At 43.5% G+C, this 13,691-nt stretch carries 7 protein-coding genes; 3 read left to right on the forward strand and 4 right to left on the reverse strand.

Annotated elements, in window-relative coordinates:
• Positions 1–7: 7 nt before the first annotated feature.
• A complete protein-coding gene (locus ACNURT_RS04610) occupies positions 8–3,064 on the reverse strand; it encodes a SusC/RagA family TonB-linked outer membrane protein (protein ID WP_419700737.1) in 3,057 nt (1,018 codons plus the stop codon).
• A 381-nt stretch (positions 3,065–3,445) separates the two neighbouring features.
• Between ACNURT_RS04610 and ACNURT_RS04615 the strand changes: the two genes are divergently transcribed.
• Positions 3,446–4,633 (forward strand): M57 family metalloprotease, encoded by a 1,188-nt coding sequence (locus tag ACNURT_RS04615; RefSeq protein ID WP_419700738.1) that lies wholly within the window; start codon positions 3,446–3,448, stop codon positions 4,631–4,633.
• A 64-nt stretch (positions 4,634–4,697) separates the two neighbouring features.
• Here the strand turns inward: ACNURT_RS04615 and ACNURT_RS04620 are convergent, their stop codons facing one another.
• Positions 4,698–7,589: a ligand-binding sensor domain-containing protein gene (locus tag ACNURT_RS04620; RefSeq protein WP_419700739.1), complete on the reverse strand. Its 2,892-nt coding sequence runs from the start codon at positions 7,587–7,589 to the stop codon at positions 4,698–4,700.
• Between the two features lie 164 nt (positions 7,590–7,753).
• On the opposite strand from ACNURT_RS04620, the gene ACNURT_RS04625 reads away from it, so the two are divergent.
• Positions 7,754–7,957 carry a hypothetical protein gene (locus ACNURT_RS04625; RefSeq protein ID WP_419700740.1) on the forward strand — a complete coding sequence of 68 codons (204 nt, stop codon included), beginning with the start codon at positions 7,754–7,756 and terminating at the stop codon, positions 7,955–7,957.
• Between the two features lie 220 nt (positions 7,958–8,177).
• Here ACNURT_RS04625 and ACNURT_RS04630 read toward each other — a convergent pair whose 3' ends face one another.
• A complete protein-coding gene (locus ACNURT_RS04630) occupies positions 8,178–9,140 on the reverse strand; it encodes a rhodanese-related sulfurtransferase (protein ID WP_419700741.1) in 963 nt (320 codons plus the stop codon).
• A 160-nt stretch (positions 9,141–9,300) separates the two neighbouring features.
• Positions 9,301–11,781: a DUF5686 and carboxypeptidase regulatory-like domain-containing protein gene (locus ACNURT_RS04635; RefSeq protein WP_419700742.1), complete on the reverse strand. Its 2,481-nt coding sequence runs from the start codon at positions 11,779–11,781 to the stop codon at positions 9,301–9,303.
• Between the two features lie 484 nt (positions 11,782–12,265).
• Between ACNURT_RS04635 and ACNURT_RS04640 the strand changes: the two genes are divergently transcribed.
• Positions 12,266–13,489 carry a glycoside hydrolase family 76 protein gene (locus ACNURT_RS04640; RefSeq protein WP_419700743.1) on the forward strand — a complete coding sequence of 408 codons (1,224 nt, stop codon included), beginning with the start codon at positions 12,266–12,268 and terminating at the stop codon, positions 13,487–13,489.
• Positions 13,490–13,691 lie beyond the last annotated feature (202 nt).

Raw genomic sequence — 13,691 nt, forward strand, 5'->3', positions numbered from 1 at the left:
GTATGTTTTATAAGCCTAAGTTTACTCCAAACACCACGGTACGCGGTGTAGGGTACGCGTTGGTTTCAATACCCGCATTGGTTGGCGATGTGCCAGGCAGTTCGGGAGTAAAGCCAGAATAACCGGTTATAGTAAACAGATTTTGTGAGCTGGCATATACCCTTAATGATTTAATAGTATGGCCCAGTAAGTTTTTGGGCAGAGTATAACCTAAAGTAAGATTGTTTAACCTGATATAGCTGCCAGATTCAATAAAGTAAGTAGATGCCGGTGTATTTGACTGAATAACCTGCGGATCTGTTTGTGATGGTTTTGACGGCGTATAACGGGCATTTGCATATGAAGCTTCGATATTATCCGTTGCCTGATAACGGAATGCCTTTTTACCATTGTATATTTTACCACCTAAACTACCGCTAAAACCAAATGACATATCAAAATCACTATAGCTGATACCTCCATTAATACCGAAATAAACTTTAGGTTGGTAAGAGCCCGCATAAACACGATCATAGGCATCTATTTTGCCATCTGGTACACCGTTAGGGCCGCTTATATCTGCATATTTTATGCTGCCTACGCGGTTACCATCGGCAGCTGCCGGTGAATTAGTTGCATCCGCTGCGGTTTGGAAAATACCTATCGCTTTTAAAACATAAAAACTGCCTGCGGCAACCCCATTATTTGATAGTGTTGTAAAACCCTGCTGACCTACACCGCCATCGGGTAATGCCTGACCACCATTAAGGCTTAAGATACGATTGGTGTTAAAAGTGGCATTTACGCCAACGTTATAACGTAGCTTTTTGGTAATATCATCGCGCCAGTTTAAACCGGCTTCGATACCCTTATTACTGATTGTTGCAGCGTTGGTAACATATTGATTGTTTGGATCACCAAAAATTGCCGGTATTTGTACATTGATCAAACTGTTTTTTGTTTTTTTGCTGTAATAGGAAACTTCACCCGTTAAGCGCGAGTTAAGCAGTCCAAACTCAAGGGCTGCATCGTACTCTTCGGTTGTTTCCCATTTAAGGTTAGCATTTTTCAATTCAGAAATCGCCGCTCCCAACGCGGTTGTCGTTGGCACGCCGGTTGAGCCCGGACTTCCAAAAAAATAAGGGATATTTGACTTTGCAGTTACGATGTATAAGTTACTGGCAATATTATCATTACCTATTTTACCATAACCGGCACGAAGTTTTAACAAGTCAAATACCTTTTGATTTTTCATAAAACCTTCTTCGGTGATGATCCAGCCGGCGCCAAATGAAGGGAATACGGCGTAACGGTTGGCCTGGGCAAATTTAGATGAGCCGTCATCCCTGATATTCGCTGTAATTAAATATTTACCGGCATATGAATAGTTGATACGCCCAAGAACGGATATGCGGGTAAATTTATCGCCAAACAGCGGAGTCGCGTTAGGGTCATAGTTATTTACCTGATCGGTAGTAGGGTCACCTGTTCCCAGATACCATAGGTCCTGATTAGCGGGTACCCCTTTTTGCGATCCATAGGTATATTGCTGATAGTAACGCTCTGTGGTAAAGCCGCCTAAAATAGTGAGGCTATGCTTGCCAAAAGATTGCTGATAAGTAGCCGTATTATCCCAAATGTAACGGTTGTTGTTATTGCGGGTGAAAATAAGCTGACTAAAATCTGCACGTTGGTTACCGCCTGGGGTTATATAGGTAGTAGAATCGGCTGCGAATTTATAATTATAAACCCGCTGACTATTGAAATTTACATCGGTATTAATAGCACTGTGCAGGGTTAAGTTTTTAATGGGTTTATAATCAATCGCAATGTTGCCTTGTAAACGGTTTTCTGTTGATTGATCGTTGTTTTTACCGATATCAATTAAAGGGTTGCCCACATTGCCAAATAAGGATGTGTTGCCATATAAGCCATTGCGCATAGCCGGAATAATCGGCGCTGCCCTGTAAGCATCATTATAGGCTGCACCCAGGTTTACATTGCGGGTATTGCTATTGGTAAAAGAAATTTGTGTGCTCACCTTTACTTTATCAGATAGGGTAAAGGTTTCGGAGGTACGCAAGTTAATGCGGTTAAAGTTATTATTGATAACAATGCCATTATCTGTTAAATAACCCGCGCTAAAAAAGAACGTGTTTTTATCACTGCCGCCTGATATGGAAACATTATTGCTTTGAGTTAATGATTTACGCAAAATTTCGCCAAACCAATTTGTTGTACCGTTATAGGCAGGCGTAAACACGGGTGTTGTAGTACCCGGTGCAGCATCTGCAAGATACGACTGGTACTGCGAAGCATTGGCCATTTGAACCACTTTTGACGCATCGTGAAAACCGATAGTCCCGTCATAAGAAATTATGGTTTTACCACTTTTACCCTGTTTGGTGGTGATGATAATTACACCATTTGCCGCACGCACACCATAAATGGCTGCGGCTGACGCATCTTTTAATATATCGACATTTACGATGTCGTTATTATTGATGTTGCGGATGTCATTGGTCAATACCCCGTCAACCACATAAAGCGGATCGGCACCTGCAAGCAGGGTACCGGTACCCCGGATGCGGACAGTTGGCTGTGAGTTGGGCGCTCCAGAACTGATAACCTGAACGCCGGAAACTTTACCTTGTAAAGCCTGGGTAGCTGTTTGCACGGGTTGCTTGGCCAGCTCCTCGCCTTTTACGCTGGCTACGGCTCCGGTAACATCTCTTTTGCGTTGTGTTCCATAACCAACAACAACTACCTCCTGCAACGCTTTGGCTTCGGGCTGTAGTTTTACGGTTAACGTGTTTTGGTTATTAACAGGCAACGACAATGTTGTATAACCAATGTAGGTAAAAACAAGTGTTGCATCTGGTGGCGCCTGTAATGTAAAAGCGCCGTTAACGTCGGTTTGTATTCCGGTAGTGGTACCCTTTATAGCAACACTTACGCCAATTAAAGGCTCGCCGGTATTGGCATCGGTAACCTTACCTTTTACCGGAGCGTTTTGAGCGAATAAAGTGTTTACAAAAAAGAAGCAAAATAATACCAGCACTGAAATAGTAAGATTTCTTTTCATAGTGGTTAATAGTAAGTAAGCGTTATAAAATAATTGGTTTATTATTTGACAAAACTGGACAGATATTACTCATTTGTCAAAAAAATTAACTCAACATTAATACATCAATTAAAGAACACTTGCTCAATATTTATGTTTTTACTTTTTAAAAGTTTGATTATCAAACGCTTTTTGCTATAATTTACATTGTGTATATACTACAGCACAGTGCCGGTTTATACAAATACCACTTGGCCCTGTGAGAGGTAATGATGTAGTATTTGATTTATTATGAGAGCCTAATTAGCCTTTATAACGTGGGTGAATTTCGGGGTGTTTTATTTTTAACAGGAGATATTAATATCTTTAATCACCATACTTATAACTTAAAACCTGCTAATTATGAAAAAACAACTCTGTTTAATTTTCTTAGGATTTCTTGTGATCTTTTTTATCAATTCCTGTAAAAAGCAAGGCGCTAATGCTCCTGATCAAAATGGAAAGATCTCCGACGATGTATTGAGTGCTATTACCAAAATGGGCTTCAACGCTAACGATGTTCATGCGGTTAATGATGGTTACATCGTAGAGGGCGACATTTTTATTTCCAAAGCATCACTGGGTAAAACGGTGAGCAGCCCAAACATCGTTATCGCCAAAACCGAACAGTACCGAACCAATAACCTGGTAACAGGTTTACCCAGGATGATCAACATATCGGTAACGGGCTTAACCGGTAATTTTATTACAGCCACCGATGCAGCCATTTTACGGTGGAACAACTTAAATCTTACCGTTAAATTTCAGCGGGTAGGCAGCGGCGGAAATATCGATATCAGTGGCATTTACCAAGGCCCTTATCCCGATGGATCTATTTTGCTGGGCAGGGGTGGCTTTCCCGAAAATGGAAATCCATATGGCACCGTTGTACTCAATACTTATGTGTATAATGCTAACAGTAATGTTGGCTATATGACATCAGTAATACAGCATGAATTAGGGCATTGTATAGGCTTGCGGCATACCGATTATTTTAATCGCGCCTTTAGTTGTGGCGGAAATACCAATGCCGAACCATCAAACTATAATCCATCAGATCCGCAGAATTATCCCGGCGCTATCAACATCCCAGGAACGCCGACAACTGCTGACGCGGGTTCATTAATGCTGGCCTGTAACAATGGTGTCGACCGTTCTTTTAATCCCAATGATGTTGTAGCGCTGAATTATCTGTATGGTCAGCCGGCAGCCCCTTCAGCAACTATCAATAACAAGAGTAGTTTTGATTGGGTGGATGGTGGTTCAAACCCTATAGTGAATGGTTCAGGATCAGGCAGCGGAACAATCAAGGCCCCGGCTGGTTCAACCGTAGCGGTAACCATTTCTGCTTACGGACCACAAATTACTCGTACCACCTTTACCATGTCAGGGGCGCAGTTAAGTGGCCCTATGGGAAATAACGTTACTGTGCAGGTTGGCAGTACCACGCAAACATTTGTAACGCCGGCCAGCGGCCAGGTAAGCTGGAACGGAACATTTTATAGATCTACTTCATCAGGCACAGGTCATATATCAGTGCAGTTGCAATAATGATGTTATACACATTGATTTAAAAATTAAAGGAGAAGGCCGCAAAGGCCTTCTCCTTTAATTTTTATAGTTCTATTAGAAATTCCGTGAGGTTTTTATCATGCTCCAGGTTGAGCTTTTTGCGCAGCCGGTAACGCCTGATCTCGACACCGCGCAGTGAAATATTCAGTAACGAGGCCATTTCTTTACTGCTCATGTTCATGCGCAGATAGGCGCATAATTTCAGATCATTCGGCACCAGGTCGGGGTGACCGGATTTAAGTTTTTTGAAAAAGTTTTCGTGCGCCTCATTAAAGCTTTTTTCAAATATGTTCCAGTCGCGCTCATCATTCATACCCTCGTCAATAACTTTTTGAATGCGACGTAACTGATCAGCAGCCAATTTTTTGCCAGAGCTGTCTTTCAGATGTGTTATTTCTTCGCTGATCTTTTGCAGCAGTTCATTTTTATAAACCAGGTTCATGGCCGAGTTGGCCAGCTCGCGGCTTTTGCCGGCCAGGTCGGCCTGCAGTTGTTCATTTTTAATATTGATGATATGCTGTTCGTTGGCAATGGCTTCCTGTTTTAAAAATTCTTCTTTTTCTTTTTGCAGTTTCTCCTGTATATGCTGTTGGTGGCGCCGGAGTTTTAAGCGGTAATAATATCTTACCAGGTAATAGGCCAAAATGAGCAATAACACATAAAAAAGGATAGCCAGCTTGCTCAAATACCAGGGAGGTAGTACTATAAAGGTTAAAGTAGTTATAGCCGATATATTTTGATCATTGATCTTGGCCCTCACTTTAAAGTGGTAGGTGCCCTGGTCAAGATTGGTAAACTCTTTCTGGCTTTGCGGCGCCCAGTCAGACCATTGCCTCGAGTATCCTTCCAGGTAATATTGAAATTTCACCTTAGCTTGTTTGTAATAGGGCAATGAGTAGGCTATACGGATATTGTTTTGCGAGTATGGTATCTCAATAGTGTTATGCGGGCTATTCATATCGCTGAGCACGTAAACCTTGTCGGTCACGTTTTCGATGCGGCGTATCAGCACTGGTGGGATTTTTACCGGGCTGGGCAAAAGAGCGTCGCCATCATTCAATATCACAAAGCCATCGTCGATACTGATGAGGTAGGTTAAATTGTTAATGCGGTTAATGGTTTCGTAATGCTGTACCATTTGCCCGTTGAGTACCGTGAACCTGTTGGTATCGATACTGGTTTTACCGGGTATCGAAAAATCGGCCAACGCTACGCGCCCGTGATTGATAAACCAATACCGCTTGCCCAGGGCCTTAATGATCTTACCCGACGAGGCGAACGTGCCCAGTTTTTTGTTGAGCTGAGTATATTTAAAAAAGCGATCGGTGATATCGTCATAGATATAAAAACCGGAATCAGAGGAAAAAACCACGTGATTGTCCAGGTCAAATACATTCACGTTATAGCTGCCAGGCAGACCGTATTTCCGGTCATAATATACGCTGGAGGTTACTTTTTTAAGATCGCTGCTCAGCGTGAGCTTATAAATACCCTTATAGGCATGGCTCACCCATATCTGCCCTTTGCTGTCCTGCTCTATAAAGCGCGAGGGTTCGCCAAAACCTTCTACCTTATGACTGAATATCCAGTTACCGGCCGCGTCTTTTTTATAGATCACCAGGCCGGTATAGGTGCCCTGTACCAGCTTGTCCTGACTGAGCTTTTTGATGGTCCAGCCGCCGGTTACGGTTGATATTTTGGTAATGGTGTTGCTATTCACCTGGTAAGTACCATCATTATGACCGCATAGCAACCGTCCGTCCTGTAACGACAGATCCCAAACCTGCCCCTGCGAACCGGGGATCAACTTAAAATCAAAAGATTGGAAAAGTTGGTTATTAGCGGCGATCCAGTCGCTGTAAAAAAGCCCCTGATTGGTGCCGAGGTATATTTTGTTGTTAAATATGATGCTGGCATAAACCGTCCCAAACCTGCCGGTTTTATCGAAGTAAAAATATAGGGGTGAATTTACCTCTATGCGGTCGATGCCATTATCCAGTCCTGCCCAAAGATTTTGTTCATTATCGGTGTATAAACTTAAAACGGTATTGTTTTGCAGCCCACTTGCCTTATTAATGTGTTGTACCACATGCCCGGCGGTGTCTACAATTACAATACCGTTGAGGATGGTACCATAGGCAAAGTATTTACCCGGGATAACAGCACCGTTATTCAATTGGTAGGTTTTTAAAAAGTCGTTTGCCTGATTGGCCCAGGGGGTTATATGGGCGCCATCGTAAATAAACAGTCCGTTTTGCGCGGTGCCAATGATATATTTATTGCCCTGAAACGGCAGTATGGAGAGCACGCCGCTTGTGCCTAATATATTGCTGCCCTGTACATACTCCAACCGGTTGCCCTTTAACTCAAACAATCCTGACGATACCTGCTCCACAAAGAAGCGTTTGCCCGCCTGAAATAAAAACAGGTAGGGCTTTGGCGCTTTGATAACGCTGATACCGCCCTTTGCATAAATGTATATGGCCCCGAATGATTGGAACAGCACCCTATCACCATCGATATATATTTTCCAGATCTCCTCGTTAATGGGCCGGTATTGTTTGGGAACCAGGTTAATCAGGGAGTTATACTTTAAAAAGCCTTTATGATCATCCTGCCAGTAGCCAAACTCGCCAAAGGCGCCGGTGTATATTTTGTCCTTACCATCGGCCAGAACCGAGCGTACAATAAGGCCGTTGGGCATGTGGTGCTGCTGCCAGTATTTGCCGTCGAAACTTAACAGTCCTTCGGCATTGCCAAAATACATGATGCCCTGCTCGTCGCGCGTTACCGACCAGTTTTGATTGCCCGACTGGTATATGTTTTTGGTATAGTTTTGTACATAAGGAACACCTATGCTTTTGATATCAACCGCGCCGGAATGAAAAATAGCAGTAAAAAACAGGTATAAACCAATCCAGATAGCTTTGCGCATAGTGTTTATAACAGATGTAGGGTGTGATCAGTTGTACGAAAATACAGTTTGAGTACCGGATAAAAAACAATAGCAACTATATAATTGTAGTATAACAAGCAAAAATGGCTATTGCAGATACTATGCTATTTACTTAGCTTGCAATTAAACAAACATAAACAAACATGAAGAAACTATTTACCATGCTGATGCTCGCTGTAATGAGCTTTGGCGCTGTTACCACCTATGCTTTACCACAAACTAAAAAAGATGGTACTGCCGATAAAAGATACAAAGCCAATAAAGTAAAACTAAAGAAAGACGGAACGCCAGATAAGCGTTATAAAACAGCTAAACCAGCCGCTGCTCCGGCCAAGAAAAAAGCTTAATCAAAAAAAACCCCGATGATATTTTTCACCGGGGTTATTTTGTGGGGGCCTCCGCGCCGTCATTGCGAGAGGAACGACGTGGCAATCCCCGATAGGCAGAGTTCTCTGTAAGTAGGGGATTGCCACGCTACGCTCGCAATGACGTGTTTTTTTATGAGGCTTTTACCCTCTTTGCTGCTTGCGGAAGAGAGGGTGGTCGAGCGAAGCAAGACCGGTGAGTCTATTCGCCAGCCAATTGTATCTTTCCTTTTTTCTGTAAGTTTACCGGTTGAGGCACCTTTACATAATAGCCTGTACCATCATACTCCCTTTTGCGGGGGTGACTTTGGCAGGCATCGCTGCAGCAGCCTTCCATTTTGGTGCCGCATTCGTCACATTGGGTAAAATGCTCATTACACTCGGGGTTGGCGCAGTTGATCATTTTGGGCGTAATCTTGCCGCAGTTACGGCAGGTAGATATCATCACAGGGTTTACGCTGTTCACATCAACAGAAAGGCGGTTGTCGAAAACATAACATTTGCCTTCAAAATCCTCGCCTCCGGCTTCCTTACCATATTTGATGATACCACCATGCAGTTGGTAAACATCCTTAAAACCCTCATGCAGCAGCAGGGCCGATGCTTTTTCGCATTTAATGCCGCCGGTGCAATAGGTTAATATCTTTTTATCCTTGTACTGGGCCAAGTGGTTGATCATCTCCGGGAAATCCCTGAAATTCTCAATATCAAGCGTTACCGCGTTTTTGAATTTTCCTAAGGAGTGTTCGTAGTTGGAACGTACATCAAGTACCACCACATCGTCGCGATCTTTCATCGCCAAAAAATCCTTGGGTTCCAGGTGTTTGCCGGTTTGCTGCTGCGGGTTGATTACATTAGGATCGCGCAGACCCGAGTGTACGATCTCTGATTTATACCGTACGTGCATTTTTACAAACGAAGGGGTATCCACCTCATCAATCTTAAAATCGATACCGGCAAAACGCGGGTCGGCGTGTACGGTATCCATATAAGTTTTACAGGCTTCGGCTGTGCCCGAAACGGTACCGTTAAGCCCCTCGGTTGCTACAATAATGCGACCGGTTAAGCCTAAACTTTTACAAAATTTTAAATGATCGGCAGCAAATTGCTCCGCATCAGCTATTGTTGAATAACAATAGTACAGTAGTGTATTATATTGTGCCATAATCCATTGATACCGCTGCAAACGGTGTTAAATGAGGCGCAAAGATAGGAATTTTGTTTTGAGTCCGAAAGTCCACATAAGTCCGGAAGTCGGAAAGTAAAAAAATGCTGCACTAAACTTTCGGACTTATGCTGACTTTCTGACTTCCGGACTCCTTTCTTTACCTTATACCATAAAATATCCTGAACCCTTGTATGTACTTTTGGTTCCCGGCATAGGAGATACCGTAGTCAACCCGGAAAATAAGGCGTTGTACACCGATGTAAAACTCGCGGTAGTTGGTATTTCCTTTGGTGGTAAGGAAATTGGCGCCAATCAATTCTTCCAGTTTTAGTTTACGCAGGATGGGTATCCTGTTGAATATCGATCCGGCAAAATTATGCTGGAAGTGTGCCTCCAGGAAAGCGCCGTTGGTGCTGTAGGTATAGAACGGTAAAAAGTGGAAACTGCCCACATAAGTTGGATCGAAGGTTAAACCTTGATTACCCAAAAAGTGGTTATAATCCATATAATACAGTTTGTTGTTATTAAAAAAGCCGCCCGCGGATACCTTAAAAGATGAGAAGCCGGTTAGCCCCAGACGGATATTGTTTTGCGAAATATCGGCCGAGGCGAAATCATAATCAATATCAGACCCAAACGCGCTTTTGATGCCCTTACGGTAATTGACAGTTAGGGTAGGATATTTTGAGGGCAGATTGAATTTACCGGTGGGCCTGGTTTCATACTGCTGATCAAAAGTAATGGTGGCCGATGCCGTGAAAACAAGCGCCTGGTTATCCGGAAATAACTCCGAATGATCATCGGGCGGTGTTCCTGGTGGAGCTAAAGGATTATTAGAAGTAAATTCCCGGTCTTTCACATCCTTAAACTTGCCGAAGGATGTATTATACAGCTGACTGCGGCTGGAATAAGTGAGGTTGCCGTTCAGCAATACACCATTCAGTATCTCCCGCTGATAACCAAACATGCCGTAATGCGACCGATAATATTTTACATAGTTGTTTTCGCTGAGCAGGGTACTCAATGTGTTGAAATATAGCGACCGCGTGCCTACGTTGTTCAGGTCGAGCACATCGCTGCCAAAGCCAGCAAAAAATTTGGCGTTATGAAAAGGATCGTTCCGGTACTCGCCATACATATTGGCGCTGAGTATTTTATTTGAGAAGCCATACCGCAGATCGGGCGTTATGCTGTATGTCCTCAAGCTGTCCAAAACATGCGTATACCTTACTTTGGCGTTGATGCCGAAACCTTCAACCGTGTTGTAATAAAACGTTTGAATGAAAGGGTATATGTACAGCGAATCTTTTTCACTGCGATTGCTGGCATGATAGCCAAATATCAGGTATCCCGGATAATTGATATGGTTTTTGTGGTGCTGCAAGGTATCCAGGTACTGGTCGGTTTTTTTAAAAGCGGCTATACTATCTTTTTTCTGTATGTCACGCGCTTCCTGTTGGGTTAAAGGAACCGGGCGTGCCGAAGCCCAGTAATCCTCTTTTTTAGAGTTGGCCGCGGTATCAACCTTTAATACTTCGCCGCTAAAAAAGCCATCTGGGAAAGTAGGGTTAATTTTATAGTTGTTGTAAATGGTGTTGTAATAGCCACCAAACCTAAATCCCAATACCTTGCCTTTAAAGTTAAACTGTACCGAGGCCGGCATCCAAACACTGTCGGTAACAGCAATATACTGTTGTTTTATTTGCAGCGTATCAATCAGGTTAATGTTGCTCCTCTTGTTAGTTACATACAAATCGGCGGCATATATGCGCCAGTCGCCTTCCACAATATATATATTACCTTCAAAATACTGGCCGTGCCCGCGGCGTGGTATCACCTGTATCTTATCAATAGTACGGCCATTCTCAACCGAGGTGCCCAACAGTTTATACCGGTAAAAAATACCGGCGAAAGAGGCCACCGGCGATACAAAACCCCGGGTGCTGAGGCCATTGATAGCAAACACGTTCTGGTAAAAATTCACTTGCAGATCCGACGCTTTATTATAACTGAACGCGGTGTTGATGCCCGACATTTTTTTGGCGATGGTGATCTCCCTTACTTTATTGGGTTTTTGAAAGCTGAGGTCAGACAAGGACTCCGACTGGTAAAGGATTCCCCTGCCCTGGGCGTCGAGGTCAAGGGTTTGCCGTACCGCCGGTGATAACAATGATTTGGGCGCGCTCAGCAGTTTTTGTACACCTTTAATATAAACCGCGCAGGAGTAGGACGTAGCTTCCTCTATATAATACTTGCGCTTTTTGATCACCTGTTTCATGATGGTATCACCCGCATCATGATTTTTTTGATAAACGGATGCCACGCGGTTGGTGGCAAATACCTCATCCTGCATCTGCACATTCAGTTGCTCATCATGATCGGTTATGGTTACACTAACGGTTTTTTCATTATAGCCAACTACCCGGTAAGTTATATGATAAGTACCCGGACTCAGTTTAAACTGGTAAGCCCCATCCTCATTGGATGTAGTGCCATAAGTGGAGTTTTTGATATATACCGACGAAAAAGGGATCAGGTTGTTTTGTTGATCGGTTATTTGGCCCGATAATAAATATTGTTGCGCCGAAGCATTTATAGTACCTAACACTATAAAAATCAATAGTATGCAGTTCTTCATATTTTATTACTAATCAATACGTTTTCCCTGCAAAATGTTTTATCTGCAATTAATAAATATTTAACACTGGAAATTAGAGGAGTGTCATGTTAGCCCCGCATGCGCCTCACTGGAAAAGGGTACAGGAATGTTCTTATCCGCGCGTCATTGCGAGGTACGAAGCAATCTCTATGCTGTACAGAGCAAACAGGTATGATTGACCTGCTTATGTAGAGATTGCTTCGTACCTCGCAATGACGCATTTTTTTGCCAGTGGTCGGTGTTATCACCGCACCACCCGCCCATCACACACGGCTTGCACCAATAAGGTTGTTCTGAATGAAATTGATCATCGGTAACCCAATCCAACTTTCATACGTATTAACTCAACCCTAAGTCGTAACAATCTGTCCTTCTTTATTTGAGAATGCCAGATCATTGCCCCCTCTTTTTTGCCAATCTGAACGAGCAAGTTAACCTACAATAACCATTTATCTACTACATTATGAAAAGAAGAATTAACAACAGTTATCAACCAGCAGGACGCCTATTCCCGCACCGCGGCAAACAGCTGGCTGTAATTTTAATCTTAGCTATTAGTGTCGTTCTCACCAGCTGTAAAAAAGGACAAGTGTCTGGTACGGGTAATGATAAAGCAAATCCTGCAAGTACCCATGTTAGCCTGGCTGCGGCACCCTTCCCCACCAAGAGCGAGACATTAGTAGCCATGCAGGTTTACAATAATCATTTTTATAATCAATACGGTACTTATGGGCCCTCTTACAAAGCCTACTATTGGAAAGATGATAGTCATGCCGGGCGCATGGATTTCTGGACGCAACAGGAAGCCATCGAGACGCTGATAGATGCTTACAACCTAAACCCAAGTACAGATTTTTTGAATAAGATCCAATATTTGTACAATGGTGTTCGTGATGGCTACGGTACCTTATGGTCAAATAATATCTATAATGATGATGTGGTTTGGGGATCGTTAATGTGTATAAGGGCTTATCACCTCACCAATGATGGCGGTCAGCTCGACATGGCCAAAAACAACTTTAACATGATGTGGAACCGTGCCTGGGACACTTCGGCATTAGGTGGCGGATTGTGGTGGAATACCAATAACAACACCAAAAATACCTGTGTAAATGCACCGGCGGTCATCTGCGCCATGCTGCTATATCAGGCCACCGGCGATAGCTCTTATAAAACAAAGGCCAAACAAATTATGGATTGGATGGTGGCACGCCTGTACGATGCCAATACCGGCGAAGTTAAAGGCGCTATTATTCCCAATGGAACCATTACCGAAGGAGCGCTTTCTTATACGCAAGGAACTTTTATTGGCGCATGCGATCTGCTACGTTCTGAATATCCATCGGTTGACTACCTGGGGATAGGTAAAAAAGCGATGGACTACGCTAAGGCCCGTTTATGCAGTTCGCCGGGCGGCATATTGAATGACGAAAACGGCAATGGAGATACGCAGGGCATGAAAAGCATTTTTGCCCGCTGGGCCTGTCAGTTTGTACAGCATACCGGAACGGCTGGTACCTATGGCGCCTGGCTTGATCTGAATGCCGGGCAAGCCTGGTCTATCCGTAACTCCGCCGGGCTCATGTGGAACATCTGGGGCACCCGCACTTCAGATACCCAGGTACTCAACGCGTTTCAAACTACCTGCGGTGTTGCTATGATGAACAACGCGTATCTGTACCATTAAAAACTAAGCTTGCTCGTTTGGTAAACTAAAAAGGTCCGGGCTAATGTCCCGGACTTTTTATGTTATATAAATATCGAATACTGAATATCTAATGTTGAATAATGAGCCTTGTGCAGAGCCAACTCACCCGATCTACGCTTCGCTGGATCATCCTCTCTTCGCCTTTGGCGGAAAGAGGGTAAGGAAAAGAATCAGGAAAAAT

The sequence above is a fragment of the Mucilaginibacter sp. NFX135 genome, assembly GCF_048565145.1.
Classification (GTDB): Bacteria; Bacteroidota; Bacteroidia; order Sphingobacteriales; family Sphingobacteriaceae; genus Mucilaginibacter.